16 protein-coding genes are annotated in these 18,395 nt (G+C 47.3%); all 16 read right to left on the bottom strand.

Translation table 11 applies throughout. The annotated features are described in order from the left end of the window. Window positions 1-110: 110 nt before the first annotated feature. Window positions 111-1,949, bottom strand: a complete 1,839-nt coding sequence (locus tag AC4E8D_RS05335) for an ABC transporter ATP-binding protein (RefSeq protein WP_490205945.1) — start codon at window positions 1,947-1,949, stop codon at window positions 111-113. After that, a complete protein-coding gene (locus tag AC4E8D_RS05330; protein WP_405131517.1) occupies window positions 1,930-3,738 on the bottom strand; it encodes an ABC transporter ATP-binding protein in 1,809 nt (602 codons plus the stop codon). The genes AC4E8D_RS05335 and AC4E8D_RS05330 overlap by 20 nt, the downstream gene beginning before the upstream one ends. Before the next feature lie 368 nt (window positions 3,739-4,106). Continuing rightward, complete coding sequence (locus AC4E8D_RS05325; protein ID WP_490205944.1) at window positions 4,107-4,673, bottom strand: hypothetical protein; 567 nt, start codon at window positions 4,671-4,673, stop codon at window positions 4,107-4,109. Between the two features lie 138 nt (window positions 4,674-4,811). Further along, window positions 4,812-5,915 carry a toxic anion resistance protein gene (locus AC4E8D_RS05320; RefSeq protein ID WP_036606281.1) on the bottom strand — a complete coding sequence of 368 codons (1,104 nt, stop codon included), beginning with the start codon at window positions 5,913-5,915 and terminating at the stop codon, window positions 4,812-4,814. 11 nt (window positions 5,916-5,926) lie between these two features. After that, a complete protein-coding gene (locus tag AC4E8D_RS05315; RefSeq protein ID WP_490205943.1) occupies window positions 5,927-6,679 on the bottom strand; it encodes a hypothetical protein in 753 nt (250 codons plus the stop codon). 266 nt (window positions 6,680-6,945) lie between these two features. Next, window positions 6,946-7,995 carry an ATP-grasp domain-containing protein gene (locus AC4E8D_RS05310; RefSeq protein ID WP_490205942.1) on the bottom strand — a complete coding sequence of 350 codons (1,050 nt, stop codon included), beginning with the start codon at window positions 7,993-7,995 and terminating at the stop codon, window positions 6,946-6,948. Next, entirely contained in the window at window positions 7,996-8,844 is an 849-nt protein-coding gene (locus AC4E8D_RS05305; protein WP_221819297.1) for an HAD family hydrolase, read from the bottom strand. Continuing rightward, on the bottom strand, window positions 8,844-9,995 hold the full coding sequence (locus tag AC4E8D_RS05300; RefSeq protein ID WP_221818922.1) for a cysteine protease StiP family protein: 1,152 nt from the start codon (window positions 9,993-9,995) through the stop codon (window positions 8,844-8,846). The genes AC4E8D_RS05305 and AC4E8D_RS05300 overlap by 1 nt, the downstream gene beginning before the upstream one ends. Beyond that, on the bottom strand, window positions 9,992-11,287 hold the full coding sequence (locus tag AC4E8D_RS05295) for a phosphoribosyltransferase family protein (protein WP_260632602.1): 1,296 nt from the start codon (window positions 11,285-11,287) through the stop codon (window positions 9,992-9,994). Before AC4E8D_RS05295 ends, AC4E8D_RS05300 begins: the two co-directional genes overlap by 4 nt. Window positions 11,288-11,354: 67 nt before the next feature. After that, window positions 11,355-12,557, bottom strand: coding sequence for an HpcH/HpaI aldolase/citrate lyase family protein (locus tag AC4E8D_RS05290; RefSeq protein WP_223199854.1), 1,203 nt, complete (start codon window positions 12,555-12,557; stop codon window positions 11,355-11,357). Window positions 12,558-12,693: 136 nt separating this feature from the next. Continuing rightward, window positions 12,694-13,950 carry a TerD family protein gene (locus AC4E8D_RS05285; protein ID WP_221818920.1) on the bottom strand — a complete coding sequence of 419 codons (1,257 nt, stop codon included), beginning with the start codon at window positions 13,948-13,950 and terminating at the stop codon, window positions 12,694-12,696. A gap of 25 nt (window positions 13,951-13,975) precedes the next feature. Beyond that, window positions 13,976-14,557 carry a TerD family protein gene (locus AC4E8D_RS05280; protein ID WP_221819295.1) on the bottom strand — a complete coding sequence of 194 codons (582 nt, stop codon included), beginning with the start codon at window positions 14,555-14,557 and terminating at the stop codon, window positions 13,976-13,978. A gap of 93 nt (window positions 14,558-14,650) precedes the next feature. Continuing rightward, complete coding sequence (locus AC4E8D_RS05275; RefSeq protein ID WP_221818919.1) at window positions 14,651-15,226, bottom strand: TerD family protein; 576 nt, start codon at window positions 15,224-15,226, stop codon at window positions 14,651-14,653. A 91-nt stretch (window positions 15,227-15,317) separates the two neighbouring features. Next, on the bottom strand, window positions 15,318-15,911 hold the full coding sequence (locus AC4E8D_RS05270; protein ID WP_221818918.1) for a TerD family protein: 594 nt from the start codon (window positions 15,909-15,911) through the stop codon (window positions 15,318-15,320). 35 nt (window positions 15,912-15,946) lie between these two features. Continuing rightward, a complete protein-coding gene (locus AC4E8D_RS05265) occupies window positions 15,947-16,393 on the bottom strand; it encodes a tellurite resistance TerB family protein (protein ID WP_221818917.1) in 447 nt (148 codons plus the stop codon). A gap of 343 nt (window positions 16,394-16,736) precedes the next feature. After that, window positions 16,737-18,392, bottom strand: coding sequence for an extracellular solute-binding protein (locus tag AC4E8D_RS05260; protein WP_221818916.1), 1,656 nt, complete (start codon window positions 18,390-18,392; stop codon window positions 16,737-16,739). Between the last annotated feature and the right edge of the window lie 3 nt (window positions 18,393-18,395).

The raw sequence follows: 18,395 nt of genomic DNA, 5'->3' as shown, positions 1-18,395 counted from the left end.
ATAAAACATGCAAAAAGAGCAGAAGTGAGGAGCATCGTGCCCTCATCCCTGCTCTTTTTACATACCTTACAAGTTTTTTTCTAATACATGTCACTTATTATCCAAAATGACTACTGAGCCTTTTTACGCAACTGACTGTAATACAGCTCGCTGTAGAAACCGCCTTGTTCCAGCAATGCATCATGCGAGCCTTGCTCCAGTAGTTGCCCATCCTTCAGCACCAGAATCCGGTCGGCCTGACGGATCGTGTTCAGCCTGTGGGCAATGACAAAGCTGGTACGGCCTTGCATCAGGCGTTGTAGCCCTTCCTGGATTTTAATCTCCGTAACAGTATCAATACTGCTCGTCGCTTCGTCCAATACAAGTATGGATGGATCTGCCAAGATTGCCCGGGTAATGGCGAGTAGTTGCTTCTGCCCCTGACTAATGCCGCTCCCGTCGGCCTGGAGCACTTTGTCGTATCCATCCTTCATCCGTACAATGAAGGAATGGGCATTAGCCAGCCGGGAGGCTGCTTCCACCTCTTCATCCGTCGCGTCCAGACGGCCAAATCGAATATTTTCCCGAATCGTACCCTGAAACAAAAATGAATCCTGTAATACAAATGCCATATGTGACCGCAGATTCTCACGCCGAATGGTGGTCATATCGCGTCCATCTACCGTTAATGTGCCACCTGTTGGATCATAGAAACGGGATAACAGCTGAATTAAAGTTGTTTTCCCCGCTCCGGTCGGACCCACAAGGGCAATCATCTCCCCCGGTTTGGCTTCAAAGCTGATCTCATGCAAAATGTTACGCCCTTCATCGTATCCAAAGGATACTTTGTCGAAACGAACGGCTCCCTCTACCTTGTCCAGAGATACCGCTGCCCCTTCATCCTTCGCTTCCTCATCTTCATCCAGCACCTCAAATACGCGCTCAGCCCCCGCAATCGCGGACAATAACGTATTCCACTGGTTCGCCAGATCATTCAGCGGACGGGTGAACTGACGGGCATATTCCACAAAGATAATAATCACCCCGACCGTAACGGAACCCTGAATCGCCAGAATACCACCGATGCCCGCCACAATCGCAAAGCTCAGGTTGTTCAATCCATTCATCAGTTTCGGGATAAAACCAGAGATCGTCTGTGCCCAGAAACCGGAAATCCGGATGCGGGTATTTCGTTCCTCAAAACCGCGAATCACTCGCTCCTCTTGGGAGAATGCCTTAATGATCCGCTGCCCGGATAAAGTCTCTTCGATATAACCGTTAAGTTCACCGAGATTGCGCTGCCGCTCCTTGAAGAGCGGTCCCGTTCTGCGCGTAATCCAACGCATGCCGATGGCCATCAAAGGCACAACGATAAAGGTAAGCAGGGTCAGTAGCGGACTGAGCCAGAGCATAACCCCAAATGTTCCGAGCAGTGTTAGTACACTCGAGAAAATCTGGATCGCCGAGCTATTCAACGTACCGCTGACATTCTCGATATCATTGGTCACCCGGCTCATAATCTCACCCTGCTGGCGTTTACCGAAGAATGGAATCGGCAGCTTGTGCAGATGGGAGAACAGATCATACCGCATGCGGAACACAGTTTCCTGTGCAATTTCGATCATCCATATGTTTTGTAACCAGGATGTAAGAGAGAACAAAACGTACACTGCGGTTAATCCAATCAGAAACCGAGTCCAGCTTGCGCCGGCTTCGCCCGCGATGAAATCATCCACGGCCACCCCTACCATGTAAGGGCCAAGCAAAGCAAGTGCGGAACTGGCAAACACCATCAACAGTACCATGGACAGCTTAACCTTGCGCCGTGCCAGATAGGTCCAGATACGACCAAGCGTACCTGACCAGTTCTTCGCCCGTGCCTTGGGTTTGCGACCACCACCTGATCGTAATGTCTCCGGATCAATCGGCGGTGGCGGCTGACGGAAAGGCTCAATGAATGCTTTGAACATGCTGTGCACCCTCCCCGTATTGTGATTCATGGATCCGACGATACAGCTCTGACGATTCCATCAGGTCTTCATGTTTTCCTTGCCCAATGAGTTGTCCATCATCAAGCAGCAGAATCAGGTCCGCCGAAGTGGTCGAACTGATCTTCTGGGTGATGATAAACGTGGTACACGACAACTCTTCCAGCGCATCCAGCAGTCTGCCTTCTGTAGCCACATCCAGTGCACTTGTGCTATCGTCCAGAATCAGAATCCTTGGTCTACGTACCAGTGCTCGTGCAATGGAAAGTCGCTGCTTCTGTCCACCGGAGAGATTCACTCCCCGTTGACCCAGCAATGTATCATAACCGTTTGGTAAATTCTCAATCGTTTCATGGATCTGCGCGCGCTTTGCGGCTTCCACGATCTCATCCAAGGTAGCATCTTCCTGACCCCAGGCAATATTTTCCCGTATGGAACCGGTAAACAGGACAACCTCCTGAGGCACATAACCAATCGCACCACGCAACATGGACAGATCCAGCTCTGATGCATCGGCACCATCAATCCGTACCTTACCTTGATCCTCTGTGTATAATCGTGGAATGAGCTGTACGAGCGAAGATTTGCCTGAGCCAGTTGCTCCCATAATGGCAATGCGCTCCCCCGCTTTTGCCGTGAATGTGATGTTATCCAGTACTGTAATTTCACTATTCGGATAACTGAAGCCTACACTCCGGAATTCAACCGCTCCCTGTACAGCTCGCTGTTTCTTCGCCGGGTATACAGATTGCGGAAAATGCGAAGATTTCATAGATCCAGCAGATGGTGCAGACGTTGATAACGACTTCGTCTGTTCAGTCTCCGACGTGTCCTCCGTATTAAACACTTCATTCAGTCGTTGCGCCGAAGCGCTTGCTCTGGAGAAGGTTACCAGAATCCATGACAACGCAGACATGGCACCAATTGTGCGAAGCAGGTAGTTAATGACGGCGACCACTTCACCCACAGTTGCATTACCGGAGGCAATGTCGACTCGTCCAAACCAAAGCACGGCGATGATACAAACGTTCATCATTAGCAGCATGAACGGCATCGTGGTCTCCGTCAGGCGCAGCGCGGAGATTGTGCCTTTCATCAGCTTGCCGCTGAATCCGGCAAAGCGTTCGATCTCATGGCCCATCCGTACGAAAACACGGATCAGCCGAATGCCTGTCAGATTCTCCTGGATGACTCCATTGACGGCATCCAGTCTGCGCTGCACATTGCGGAACAGCAGCGCTGCCTTTTTGATCATCCACACCACAACAATGAGCAGTACAGGCACCATGACAACTAGCAGCAGACCCAACCTCGGGTTCACGATCACTGCCATAATCATGCTACCAATCACCACAAGGGGCACACGCGTCATGAAGCGCAGACTCATGAAGACAGTGTCTTGAACCTGGGTCACGTCCCCCGTTAATCGAGTAATCAGGGACGACGTCGCGAACCGGTTAAAGACGGCATAAGAGAACGTTTGCACTTTCTCATACAGCTTCTCCCGCAGATCGTATCCGAACCCCAGACTTGCATGGGATGCAAAGAACGAACTCGCAATTCCGGCAGCAAAAGCCACAACCGCACTACCAACCAGCACGCCACCCCATAACCAGACGACAGATAAGTCTCCCTGCTGAATCCCGTTATCGATGATCTTGGAGATCAGATAAGGCTGAGCCAGCTCCACCGCAAGCTCAATTAACATCATGACCAGGGCTGCAATCGCGGCAACTCGGTACTTCTTCAAGTAGTACAACAGCTTGATCATAAGCATTCCTCCGGCTTGAAGCACCCTAAACCGATAATACGTTCCAGCTCAGAGCCTCCATTAGACATGTTGTTTTCTCCACAGCGTCCAATATGTAATCATTTCTATGTACACATATGGTTATTATAGCGTATTTTACAATGCCGCTTCTATTCTTATTACCCTACTTTTCCCATTACAATAAACTTCTCTTCATTTTGGCATTAAAAAAAGGAAGGTCTCCCTTCCCCGCACTAGTTAAAACTTAAAGTTTGCCCGCTCTACTAGGCATATCTCAAATCGAAAAGAAATGCATGCCTGCAAATCAGGAGTATCTGCCTAACTTGGCAGAATATAGTTATCTGCTTACATACTAAGCGGGATGTTCATTACCATCTTCTACGTCCACGGTCACCCCTATTATGATCATTCAACTCACCAAGACGATCGTATGTCTCTTTATATATGCGAATCACGGCCTGAACTTTGATAAAATCAGCATCTTCCGGTCCAAGTCCCTCCATAAACATTCTCTGAATAATCTGTTGGAAGAACTGCACCCTGGCCTCAATCTGTTTTTGCTCAAGCTGTAATATGTCTTCGAAACTATGGTTCCCTATGTAATCCATCAACTCATCATCATGACTGGAATAATCCGCGTTTCTTCGATCTGCAACCCATTCATCCGGCTCATTGGACTGGAGGTTAACACTGGTGCGTAATTGGGATAAGATGATTTTCTCTTTAGCCAACATGACATGAAAATCTTTGTTACGGAGCAGCTCCGATACAATCAGACTGCACATTTCACGGTTTTGGATCAGTATGCCGTCAAAAGGATGCAGCGTCCAATTTCCGTTCGCATAATACAGGTTAAAGTTAAAGAACTCACTGCCATATTTGTATTGAATATTAATCTTGATCTCATCAATAATCTCAAATGAAAAGTCCAGCATGTTCAGCAAGCTCCTTTGCACAACCCCAGATTTTACCTTCATTCTATCAAATAAATGAAACAAAGAGACGCACTCAGCGTCCCTCGTAGAAAATAAAACCATGTAGCACTCTCGATACGATATGCAGCGAGTCTTACCCTAATCCAGGAAAGACCCTAATGCACTGGAATCCGGTTTGTTTTTCTCCGGAATGGCAGCAGCCTTCGGCCCTTCCAGACCCAGTCGATCGCTCATTTTGGCGTTAAGTGTTGTCATCTTGTTGGTATAGTCATTACAGCTCTCGATAATCCGGCGATTGGACTGCTCGGACAGATCCAGCGCAGACATCAGATCACCCATCGCCTGATTGACTGCTTCAAGGGACATCGCCGGTTTGGACAACAGTTCATTCGTTTTCTCTGTTGTTGTCTTCAACAATCTGGCGTTCTCCTTGAATTGATCTTCAATCGTCTTATTCGTAGCTTCCACAGCAGAAATGACCTTCTCCTGATCATTGAGTGCCATGGCAATCATGGCCGAAACGGTGATCAGATTCGCTGTTTTATCAATGGCGTTGTTCACTGAATCAATCAGCTTGTCATTGTTATCATTAATGATGTCGGTAGCTGCGATCGCCTGATTGTACAGCATGATCATCTCTGTCATGGATTGGGTACGTGTTACCACTTTGCGCAACCCACGCTCCAGATGTGCTTTACGATTCTCGTTCTCAGGCTTGGCGATCTCGGTTTCGAACAATGCTTTCAATTGATTACCGAAGGAAATTTTGGTCTGCAGATTGTAGATCTCCTGAATGGAAGAACGTTTCAATTGACGCATGTTCACTATGCTTTCTTCCAGGTTGTCCTTGCCGTCCCGCAACCCGTTAATGATGGCATCAATGTTCGTGCGAACGGATTGATAACGGTATACGTAGTTTTTCAGCGGGCTTTTACGTAACAACTTCCCGACAAAACTCACATTTTTGCTTTGCTGCAAACTCTCACATTCATCACGGAGTTTCAGGATCATGTTGGATACCTCTGCCCGGTTCCCGGACATCAGTTCATTGACTGGACGATCAAGCAGCTTGAGAGTCTGTCCTGCTCTCTCTTGTGTTTTCACGCCCAACTTGCCGATATCATCCATTAAGGTATCCAGGTGAGCCGGATCACTTTGGGACACTTTCTGAATAAGCTGTGTTGCTTCCTGGTTAATCCGTTGCTCATCTTCCTGCTTCAACTGAGCCCATTCCGTTGCCATGCCAATCCCTCCTATAATTCAGAACTGTTATACCGTTGATGTATTAGTTCCGCTTTGTTCTGGAGCTCCATTAAGTCTTTATGTTCAATCGTTGATACAATATCCGATATCTTGGAATCTACGTCTCGAAGACCATTCAGCAGCATACGCCGATTATTGCGTTTCGCTTCTCCACTTAAACGCAGAAATGGATTAATAAAACCGTTCAGGTCTTTCAAAATCAGTCTGCGCACCGTATGGTTTATATCCCCGTTGTTCAGTTCCTGAAGGGAAGGAATCACACGCTGCAGACGGGCAAACAACGCCAGTGATTTCTCCACGATCTCATTATCCAGCTCGTTCTTCTGACCTTCGGAGATGATCATGTCCTCCAGAACTTCCAGGTACTCAATCACCGGATCAAATACAGGATCTGGTTCGGTCCGGGAAGGCTTCGCTTGTTCTGATCCCGCATGTTGTGCGGGAGTGGAGCTCGAATGGGGCTGTGCCTGAGAAGCTTCTCTTGCCCCTGTTGGCACTGCGCTTGGCGCTTGTCCACCATTTAAGCGGGATTGTTCATTGCCGATATCTGTAATGGGTACAGGGGCTGATGACGAACCCTCGACCTGTGTGCGTGGCGTGGAACGTGAAGGAATCAATCCCCCGACCACAGTTGCCAGTGCCGGAATCGCCCACGTGATAACATCCGGTAGAAAGGGACTCGAGATCGCCGCGAGACCATAACCGACCAATGCGCCTATACCTATCTTCGTTTTCCGTAACATTACTTGTCCTCCTGCCTGTAACAACACATAAAGTGCATATTCAAAAAGTCTGGTTTTCAGTACCGAGAAGATGGAATGAAGATAGAAATGGAGTAGCGGAGCGTAGGAAAACTACGTGAGCAACGGACATTTCGGCTGAATTTCATATTCGATGCTGATGATGCCGTAAGGCATTATTCGTAATCAAAAGTGGACTTTTTGAATACCTCTTATCCGTATTGTAAGAAAACCATCCAGAAGGTGTCAATGTTGAGGGAAATTCTCAGCTAGACGTGGTGTACTCCGCTTACCTTCTGAACGTCGATTATAAATGGCTGTTCGATATGACTTCCCAGAAGGCCAAACTTCGGATGAAGTGGTCCAATATCATGGCCAAGTGCAGATTTGACTGCCAGATAAGGGAAATTCACGCCGGACAGACAAGACATGTGCAACCCACCCGACATACGCGGATTAATCTCCAGCAGCTTCGGTGTATCCTTGCGATATTTCATCTGTATATTAAAATTATATGGAATCCGATATGCCTCTGTCACATTACGGGCAATTGCCAGTAATTCCTCGTTTTCTTCAAGCAAGCGTAAACGTCCTCTTTCTTTTTTACGCGGGATGGCCGTTATAAGTTTCCCATTGCGATCCGAAAGACAATCAATGCTGTATTCATATCCTTCCAGTACCTCCATCACCATGACATTGGGAAAGGACGGAGCAGAAGAGAATGCCCGCAGGGCATCTTCATATGAAATCGAGTTCAGCGCATATCCGAACAACTCCTGCAACGGATCACGTTCATTGTTAATCACTCGGAATCCCATACCACCCTCACCATTACATGGTTTGAAGCATACATCGTGTCCACGTGCACGCAGCGCCTCATAGGCTTGCTGGAATTGTGCAGCATTACTGACCGTGAAATAATCCGGAATCTCCATAATGCCTTTCTCACGCACTGATTCATAGAAACGGTCCTTCTCCATCAATTGTTCCAGCAATTCCGTGTCCGAGCATACGATAACCCGTGTGCCGATCTCTTCGAACAGGGAGATATGTCTGCTGATGTCCAGCATGTTCCAGCGTGGAATAAACACATCAATCTGATGACGACGGCAAAAGTCGAGGCAAAAATCAACATACTCCCTGCCCGTTAGACGCGGTTCAACTTCTGCAACATCACAGCCCTGTAATGCCATGTGTCCCGGATCAGGATGAGTACCGTAGATCTCAAATTCCATGCCGTCCTCATTGTCCCGAATCGCATTCATATAATGGTACGTTACAGAGAACCAACGGTTGAAGTATATCTTCATTTTTTTCATTTATACGGTCTCCCTTATCTCGGCATGGTCTATCTGGGTCTGTTGATCGTTATGAATACGGTGAACGTAATCGAGAATCTCATCTGCTGCAAAAGCACCGAATTGTTCCGTAAATTGATATGGCACCAGCTCAGGTGCACGCTGTCTCTCCACATGTAACTCTCCGTGTAACGGAGCAATGGCATGCTGCGCAAAGTCCAGCAAACAACGATCCAGCAAGGAATCGCCCGAAGCAATCACAGGCACATCGCCAATGCGTTGCCTAATGTGCTCCACTGCAGCTCTTTTGTTCACGGCTGAAGGCACCAGATAGAGCTTCCGACCCTGGATTGAACTCTCCCATCCCAGCGTCTCTAACACCCGAATCTTTTCCGCAATACGCTCCATCGGAAGCTTGTCACGTTCGATCAGTAATGCAAAGAACAGCTCATCACACAATCGCTGATTAATCACCCACTCCGGGCTCAGTACATCGTCAAATAAATCCAGGATCTCTTCAGGAGCAGCTGCCTGCTGACGAAGCAAAGAACGAATATGCAAGTTCCATTCATCGTCTACCTGACCGTCAACAATAATGTTGCCACCATTACTCGTCACCGCATATTTCGGAATACATTCGCTCTGAAAAATATGAATGCGCCGGTACTGCTCCACGGTACGTGTCGTCACAGGCATAAATACAATGTCTTGTGGCAAAGACTGCAACCGCTCCAGTGCATATGCTGACATAAAAGCGGACAACTTGCCGTTAATCCACTCTGCGGGAACAAGTCCCGGTGTATCTTCGGGAATGCGGAGCGCACGACGGGAGTACACCAGCGTCTGGTCCAGATCACTTGCGTAGATCATCATTCTCCTCCACCTCCCAGGGATTGAATAATGCCGCAACAGGAATAGGTTAGTCCCGGATATACCTCAACCGGCACATTTCTGTCTCTGGCGAGCATCATGATATGTTGCAAATCCGGATTATCCAGACGGTCCACAAGAATCTTCCAGGGGACCCGTCGCAATAACACTCGGGTTGTTTCTCCGATTCCAGGTTTGATCAGATTAATGTTCGCAATGCCAAAAGATTGCTGGATGGACTCAATATCCTGCCATCCTTTCCAGGTAATTTCCGAAGTACCAGTAGCATTGTCCTCCGAGCGAATTTCCGCTTGGTTCATCACCTGTCGAAAATGCCGAGCAATGGTATCCACATATTGGTTCGACACATCCGCAGAGGACCATTCACGATACCATTTGGCTCCGTGAAAATCTGCCGGCCCAATCAGATCATCCCGAAGTACTGTACGGCTCACGAGTCCCGAGACGGTGGAATTCAGACAAGCACTAGGAATAAGATAATCTTCCCTTGTCCCAAAAGTTCCTGAACATTGCCCCGGATCAGCCAACACAGCAAGATCATCATCAAGACTTACGCCATAAGTCCGTTCCATTTGGTCACAGGACTCTTTCAGCACTTTGCGAATAGCCCCTTTGCCTGTCCAACCATCTACAAACTGAATGGCTGTTTCCAGACCATGCTGCTGTAAAATATATAAAATTGCGTTCTCGTCCATACCCTTGCCACGAATAATCGAAATGCTATAATGCGGAATCGTCACCTTGTATTTCAATTCAATATAACGCTTGATCAGGATGCCAACAGGGGTTCCCGCTCGAGCCAATGATACCAGTACAAGATTCAGGCCCCTGCGCTCTACGATCTTCTCAGCCACGATGGCGGTATGAAGTGCAATTCTTGCAGCGGATTGTTCCAACGTCTGATGGAACAGCTCGATGTATTCTGCTGTGGGCTGATATTCCACGGGCAGCATCTCCGAATAATGAACCCCGGATTGGATCGCCTGCTCCCGTTCACCCGTTCCCTTTTCCAGATCCACATGGCTGATATCCTTCAATAGGAAAACAACGTCGGATGCAGCATAACTGCCCATCGGCTCGGGAGACGGAATCTCACGTTGTCTGATAAGCTCCAGTGTAGTTAAGTTCATTGCCCGTTGTCCCCTGTCTTCTCTGGCAAACCGCAATATACAATATGAATGTGTCCGCATCCCAACTGTTCCAGTACCTTCACCATTGGTTCCATTCGTTCTTCGGACATCTGTCTCTCCAGCAAAACAAAAATCTCGTCATATTGTCCCGGAGCGATGTTGTAGATAAAGTTACGAACGGATGCGTCTTCCGGTGAGGCATACCCGGCACCACTAACAACAGCATATCTTGAAGCCTGATGTGTATGGATTGGACTGCGGGTAGTGGATTGATACAACACACCTTCTCCCATCTCGGCAGCAATACGCATTGGAATGTACATGAACTCCCCTGTTCCCATCACCAAAGTCCGTTCTCCCTTACGCTGCGACCGAAGTCTTTCTGCAATTCGGCTAATCTCCTGGCGCAATATGCCATTATGCCGGGATTGTATACCAAACCTGCCCGTATGCTGGACATAGCTCGCTGTGCTACGTTTACCTTCACCATCCTCCGAAGTGGCATGAAGCTGATCGAAGGCATCTGCAACGGTAGATGTCTGAAGCGTCACGGCAGGATGAGACAGCTGCTCATCTTGGGGTGTTGCTTCCAACTGTGGAGTACCCACCACTTCAATGCGGCCCTTCAACAGGCTTAACGGTGTAATGGTAATGCCCAGTTCAACTTCCAGCTCGGCAAATCGATTCTCGTCCGCTTCCGTACGCCAGTCTAGCAGCGAAGCAATCACATATTGCTTCCGGGGATATCTGGCCTGAATATCCCGAATGATATTCAACGTCGTTTTGCCCGTCGTAATCTCGTCGTCCACCAGAACAATCGGGCCCTCTCCTGCAAAGGCTTCATGATCCAGCGCATAACAACGATGAGCCATCGCGTGGGAATGTTCTTCTTCAAATTGAATATCTGGATGCATCGCTGGAACATATTCACGAGTGGTGTGAATGTAGGAAGCATGATCAGCAAACATCTCGTACATGCTGTGACCCAACGCTGTCGCTGTCTCGGCAAAACCAACAAAACGAATCGTTTCCGGCAAACTCAAGCTTTCTTGCAACAGCATGTTGTACACTTGCCGGGCTTGCTGGGGATCAATCAGTCCCTCGACCATTTCCCGTTTCCACTCGGTGATCTGATCTTTGGTCTCTTCCGTCTCCTCAGTCAGGTGCTCATATAACAGAACAGCCAATGCTGCGCCGCTCAGAAGCGAGGTATACGGGTTAACCGGGATGTGCTTGCCCAGCAGTCTGCTTACAAACAGAAATGAACGTTTCTTATTGATTCGTGCAGCCATGGAAAATAGAGATTCAAGTGGAAGTTGCAGCGGGTTATGTGTAACCTCAACGTTCAGACTGAATTGATCAAGAATTGGGAACGTAGTTGTGTTGTTGCTCATGTTTGGGCAAGAGCCCGACAAAATGCTGCTGTTCATGTAACACCCCATATATTTGTGATCGGATTAGAATTCGATTCGCCCAGCTCAAGTGTGGTTTAATCTCATTCATTTTGTTATAGTAATTACTTTTGAACACACCCAGGCTACCGTCATTACGGGCGATGATGTCTTGGGCATCAGAATATTCTTCATGTGTAACAACGTACATCGCTTGTACGGGCTTAATATGAGAAGGATGAATGATCGTTTTGCCAACAATTCCATTTTCCTTGTCCATCATGACTTCACGCATCAATCCATCCATTGTGTTCGTAATATATTTCATTCTCAGATGCAGCCCTGATTTGCCCAGGGTTTCTTCGAATGGAGTCTGTCGTAATTGAGGTTTGAACACGCGCTCCCGCTGACTGAAATATTCCCAGACAGGACCTGAGATCACATACGGCTTGTCCATTCGTCCAAACAGATTGATAATATCCGAGATGCAGTCACGGATCGTGGCGATATCGTATATGGTCAATTCAGGACTTCGGCGTAGTCCAAACAGGCTTGAGAAATCGGTCGCACCAATGCGTACATTGAGCACATATTCAACATGTTCATCGAGGATGTTTCGAAGGCCCAGTAAGGTCTCCCAACGTGTCTCCCGATATATAATTGAAGCCGTTTCCAATATGGGCATTCCATAGAGAACGGGATAATGATCCGGTTTCCGTTGATTATACTTGCGGATCTGGTCAAAATAGGCTCTTCCATTGCCCACACAAAACTTGGGCAATGCCACGCCTGTCAGCATGGACACCAATTCTCCCAACGTATCAATGAGACGTTCCAACTGTTGTGGTGAACGTACACGAGCAAACAGAAGAGGCATTTGATCCTGACTCAGCATGCCTGTCTCCATATAAGTCATCAGTTGAGTTAGATGCTGTACCAGACACTGCTCGGCAAACTCTACTTGGTCGTCACCCACAGCGTCCTCCAGATCAATAATAATAGTCGTCAGACCTTCATGTTTACCATTCATAATGTCGTCCGCGATATGTGTGCGCGTCGCGGGCATATATAAAGCAGCCCCAACAGCATATGCCAGTAGATCTTTGGAAGTCCGGTGATTGAACGAGACGGGTGAAGAGAAAAATAAAGTATCTTCTTCTTCCAGACTCAAAAAGTTAAAATATTTCAGGGTTGTCTCCTCCTCGCACCTTTGGCAATAGCCAATCTGCAATAGTTGATTCCAGCTGTCGGGGCATAAAAACCAATCCCTCCTAGTCTGGAGGGATTGAATGAATACATACGAATGATTACTTTCTTCCCGCAACCCACTGCATTCCCCAATCATGAGCCTCGTCCAACGCCTGATGCCCATTATAGAACTGCACAATTCGTTCAATACTGAATGTCTCATTGTTCACATTGCGTAACATCGCGATGCCACACATGCCAAGCGGGCTCCCGTATTCATTCATTCGGACAATGATATCCGGGCCGTCCTTCTGCTGGATGGTTACCACACCGTCTACTTGAGACCAGTTGGCCACACCACCATAAATATAGGTAAATACCAAGATGCGCTCAATTTCCGAGATACGTGCACCATTAATCCGCAGATTCTCTCCCGTCTTAACAGATCCCGTCCGGTCATCCCCATCCAGTGCAATATAAGGGAAACGGTTCAATGAACCAAACGTCTGTCCCAAGGCCTGAATCACATCTCGTGTACCATCCTTCATCTCGAACAGGCAGCCCAAGTCCAGATCCACACTCTTGCTGCGACCAAATAACCCTTTGCTGCCCTGTTGATTCCAGTTCAGGTTAATCAGGATTTCACCAAGTCCCCCCGCATTTTTCTTGAGGTTAATGGTGTCGCCCTTCTTCTTCAATTCAATTTTGCTGAAATTGATTGAATTCACAGGAGCAGGCGTCAGTTCTGGTGCGGGTGCCGGGGGTGGTGGAGTCGGTACAGCTGTCGGGGGGACGGTTGATGTGGTTGGCGCAGCGTCTGATCCACCATCCACATCCACACCAAAGTTAGCGCAGAGTGCATTCAAACCACCTGCAAAACCCGATCCTATCGCATTGAACTTCCATTCTCCGTTATGACGATACAATTCACCGATGACAATCGCGGTCTCCACTGTAAAACCGCTTCCCAGATCATATCTCATCACTTCCTGACCTGTAGCTGCATTGGCAAACCGTAGAAAACCATGCTGAACCTGTCCAAAATGATGGCGTCGTGCTTCACCGTCATGAATCGTCAGGCTGAAGGCGATTTTCTCAATTCTGGCAGGGATTTTGCCAAGATCAATGGCGAATTGTTTCTTCTCGCCACCAACCTGTCCACCATCCATATACGTGATGAACGAGGTAGAGGGCTGATTATAAAAGATAAAATCTTCATCTCCAGCCACTTTATTGTCTGAACCCAGAAGGAATGCTGATGTGTCCAGCTCCACACCCGAGGCTGCCTCCCAACCAATGCCTACCGTTAGACGGGACAAGCCCGGATTGGTTTTGGTCAGATCACTCTTCTGGCCTTTCACGACAGAAATCGCCATAGCAGACTCACCTTTCTATGCCAAGTTATTGTGCATCCAGTCCGTAATTTTTGCATAAAGCAGATAGTCCACCGGTGAAGCCACTGCCTACCGCCTGGAATTTCCAGTCCGCACCTGCACGGTAAAACTCGCAGAACACCACAGCTGTTTCTGTGGAATAGTCCTCTCCGAGGTCGAAACGAAGCACTTCCCGATCACTTGCAGCATCTACAACACGAACAAAAGCGTTGGAGACTTGTCCAAAATTCTGCCCTCGTCCATCTCCATCATAGATGGTTACCGTAATACCGATCCGGTGAATGTGCGCAGGGATTTTGCTGAAGTCAACGACAACTTGCTCATCATCGCCGTCTCCCTCACCCGTACGATTGTCACCGGTATGTGTCACTGAACCCTCACCGCCGCTTGGATTGTTGTAAAAAACAAAGTCATCCGTACCTTTGGCTTTTCCATCTTCGTACAACAAAAAAGCCGAAGCGTCCAGGTCAAAATCGACTCCACCACTATATTTGTTTGTATCCCAACCTAAACCAACTACCACACGGGTAAGGCCCGGATTCGTCTTAGTCAGGTCAATACGTTGTCCTTTGGCAAGACTGATCGTCATTTGTTTTTCCACCTTTCCAAGTTATGTGATTAAATGAAAAGGAGAACCGTCCAGGAGACGGTTCTTCCCATCCTGTAAGTCGCTCTGTACGTCCTATTGCAAACCGTAATCGCGTGTTAATCCAACCAATCCATCCTGGTAACCACTACCGATGGCACTGAACTTCCACTCGCCGTTATGACGATACAATTCACCAACAACTACACCCGTTTCAATGGAGAAGTCTTCTCCCAGGTCGAAACGAATCAGTTCTTCGTTGTTTGCTTCGTTAACAATTCGCACATAAGCACGGGAGACTTGTCCGAAGTTCTGGCTACGGTCCGTAGCTTCGTAGATCGTAATGGAGAATGCAATTTTCTCTACATTTGCGGGTACGTTAGGCAGGTCGATATTGATCTGCTCATCATCACCATCGCCATCTCCTGTACGGTTGTCACCGGTGTGAACAACAGAACCATTTTCATTTTGTGGATTGTTGAAGAAAATGAAGTTTTTCTCGCCTTCTACTTTACCGTTTGCATTGGCACAGAATACCGATACGTCCAGGTCAAAGTCTTTTCCGCCATCATACTTGTTGGTATCCCAGCCCAAGCCTACTGTGATTTTTGTCAAACCTGGGTTCGTTTTAGTCAGATCGATTTTTTGACCTTTAGAGAGATTAATTGCCATCGTATGATCATCCTCGCTTATTTATAATTTATTGTAGTTATCGTTACATATGAATATCAGGATAATTGTCGAATTAGATTAAATCTTGTACTTAGGAGTACTTGCGAGCGAGTTCGTTGATATGTACCGCATGGGAACCCTCTCCAATTGCCGAGAATTTCCATTCGCCTCCATGACGATACAATTCACCACAGATCAACGCTGTTGAACCTGTGTAGTTATCGGATAGATTGAACTTCACGAGCTCACTGGAATTTTTACCATCCAGAATACGAATATAAGCCTTCTCAATCATGCCAAAATCTTGCTTGCGATTGACACAATCGTAGATATTAACAACGATTAATACTTTATGAACATCAGCAGGAATACAGGACAGATCCATTTTGATCTGTTCGTCGTCACCGTCTCCCTGTCCTGTTAGATTGTCACCTGAATGGATAACCGAACGACATGCACTTTGCTTGTTGTGGAAGCAAACCAGGTTGGAGTCCTTAACCAACTTGCCTTCCTCATTCAACATGATCGCCGATGCATCACAATCGACATCCGCTTGTTTTTTTCTTCCGAAAAAACCTTTGGCAGTTACCGGGTCCCAACCGAGACCAGCAATCACCTCAGTAAGTCCTGCATTGCCTTTGGTTAAATCAATCTTCTGTCCTTTGACCAAATTAATGCTTGCCACTGATTTTCACCTCCCTTCATATGTAAAATAGCTACTTAGAGATTGAATTCACTCGGGTTCAGTCCAAGTACGATGCATATCTCGGCAACGACTCTTTTCTCCTGATCATCAAAGTTGCCGTCAGCTGAACCAATCGCACTGCATACACCCACAATAACGCGCCCTACATCCGGCTTGGCTTTGAATTTCCCAATGGCTTTCAGCGCTTCCTGCTTCCCGATCTCTGGAGAGAACTCAAAGTTCGCGACATAATGATTGAATCGTGTAATCACTTCAGCCATATCAAATACTTTCAATTCCTGACTCAGGTTGATATAACCGGCCATCTTGTTCTTTTCCGCTTCGTCAATGGAACCATCTGCAAAAGCAACCAGTGCACACCCTGCAACCACGGCATCCATAAAATCTTTATTTTTAAACTTTTTGACTTGCTCTTCAAGTCCTTGTTTTGTTGAATTTAACCAGCCTTTAAATGAACTCATACTCAACCTCCAATAGTTTCAACCTGGTGTTCCATACATTCTTTTCAAGATTTTTCAGTAACTTTCATGTCTACATCATGTTGAATATAAGTTAAATTATTCCTTAACTATACTCTGAAATACGGCAATATTCTACATTTAAAAACAATTAATACCTTATGATACGCATCGTTCTGGATATAGTTTCATGCGAAATGCGAGAACTTTCTATTCACTTCATTTTTCAGTCAAATATTCCCCTATTTGAAGCCCAAACCTAAAAAGGCTCTGATCAGGGGATCAGAGCGCTTATTTCTACCAATACCAAAATTATAAATCGTATGAATGATTTGAATCCTTGAATTCACTCTGCTTTTTCAAAATCAGCTTGTTGCTGTTCATAGATTTCATAGAAATCGTCCCAGACCAATACATTATCCTTTTCCTTGCCCCACCAGTCTTTGTACCATGCTTCAATCTCCGGGCCACCGCCTTGTTCCCACTTCTGCTGTGCTTCCGTTGCAGCCTGTTCGATCGTATATTTGCTTCCCCCAATGATGGAACGGGTAAAAATATCGTTGATCGCTGTTGTCACATTGGTCAACTTGACCTGAAGCTCCTTGGGTAGCTGCGGCATATGTTCTGAATGGGTAACGCCCTCTCCCACCGGAAGATCCGTCATGTATACCTCACGCGCTTCCTTGAATAGTCGAAGTCCTTCCTTCTGCGACGGGATCTCTTCGCTGAACAGCATTTCTGTGTACCCGCATTTGCCTTCCTCCAGACGGCTGTACAACATGGCGTAATCGCCTGCCCAGCTGATCTCCTGCTTGTATTTCTCTTGATCAGAGATGCGCGGACAGCCTTGATCGTTTAACGTATAATGCGTGTTTTCAAATCCATTTTTGAAGGTTCGGCCCGACTCTGTTTTGGTCAGAAAATCGATATATTGCATAACTGCTTCCGGATTTTTGGCTCGCGCATTCACAGCTGCAGTCATCTGAACGGGGTTATTCCACACCATCGTGTGCTGTCCTACGGACGTGGTTGGCAGAGCGATGACCTTTAATCTGGCCTCAGGAACATTCTGCATCAGTGTATCCAGTTCCTTCGCTGCAAACCCGGTATAATCCGAAGTCATGGCCGCGTACATACCGATTTTGCCGTTCAGGAAATCCTGCTTCGCCTTGGCCCCGTCCTTGTCGGTCAATAAGTCCTTATCGACCACACCTGCTTCATATAATGCACGTTTGAATGCCGTGGCTTCTTTCATGTTGTTGGGACCAACCACCATCTCCCCGTCCTCCACATTCACCCAGTTAGCGTTGTACATATAGCGGAATAGACCCGCTGTATCGCCGAACTGAAATCCACCGATGCCGTATGTATCCTTAGCTCCGTTTCCATCGGGATCATTCTCCGTGAAGGCCTTGGCTACCGCCAGCATCTCTTCTTCATTGGTCGGTACCTCCAGATTCAACTTTTCCAGCCAGTCTTCCCGAATGAAGAAGCTCGTTAGTGGAAACACCTCGTTCATACGTCCCACTTCATAGAGCTTACCATCGCTTTTGATACCGGCCTTCTTGAGCTGGGGATATTTCTCCATCAAGGCTTTGTATTCCACACTTGAGTTCTCGATCAACTCATCCAGCGGCATCAGCTGTTTCTGATTAAACAGTGTGTTACGGATGGGCGTACCGAATTCAAAAATAATATCCGGTGCACTGCCAGAAGCGAATAATACATTAAGTTTGGACTGGGACTCCCAGCGGGGAACTGCTGTATATTTTACATTTGCCGGGCCATGCTCGTTAATCCACTTGGACCACATATTATCTTCGATCGTACCCATGCCGCTTGGGACCGCGCCCCGATCATAGATCGTTGACGTAATGTTCCCCCTGTTGCCTTCGCCTTCCGCCTGTTCGCTACCGTTACCTCCTGTACATCCCGCCAGCAAACCACCGATCAAGCCCAGAACGAGACCCGACTTCATCCATGCCTTCATCGTTAACGCCATAGA

The organism is Paenibacillus sp. SRL342, from assembly GCF_984798905.1.
The sequence above is the reverse complement of the archived record's forward strand: the minus strand, read 5'-3'. Positions and strand labels throughout refer to the sequence as shown.